Raw genomic sequence first — 462 nt, 5'->3', positions numbered from 1 at the left:
GCGGAGCAGATCCAGGCGCAGGATCCGGATCTGTTGCGATCCATGGTGAAGACCATGGCCGAGGCGTTGATGTCCGCCGAGGCCGACGCCCGCTGCGGGGCCGGCTACGGCGAGCGCAGCAGCGAGCGGACCAACTCCCGCAACGGCTACCGCAAGCGGGAGTGGGACACCCGCGCCGGCACCGTCGAGCTGGCCATCCCGAAACTGCGGCAGGGCTCCTACTTCCCCGACTGGCTGCTGGAACGCCGTCGGCGGGCCGAACAAGCCCTGATCAGCGTCGTGGCCACCTCCTATCTGCTGGGCGTATCAACGCGTCGGGTGGACAAGCTGGTCGAGCAGCTCGGTATCGGCGGCATCTCCAAGAGCCAGGTCTCGGCCATGGCCAAGGTTCTGGATGAGCAGGTGGAGGCCTTCCGCACCCGGGCGTTGGACGGCGGCCCCTACACCTTTGTGTGGCTGGAC

1 protein-coding gene is annotated in these 462 nt (G+C 68.0%); it reads left to right on the top strand.

Going from position 1 to position 462, the window contains the following annotated elements; all coding sequences use genetic code 11:
• Positions 1-9: 9 nt before the first annotated feature.
• On the top strand, positions 10-462 hold a 453-nt coding region (locus AAH991_RS40255; protein ID WP_428834105.1), incomplete at its 3' end, for a transposase.

This window comes from Microbispora sp. ZYX-F-249 (genome assembly GCF_039649665.1).
Classification (GTDB): domain Bacteria; phylum Actinomycetota; class Actinomycetes; order Streptosporangiales; family Streptosporangiaceae; genus Microbispora; species Microbispora maris.
The sequence above is the reverse complement of the archived record's forward strand: the minus strand, read 5'-3'. Positions and strand labels throughout refer to the sequence as shown.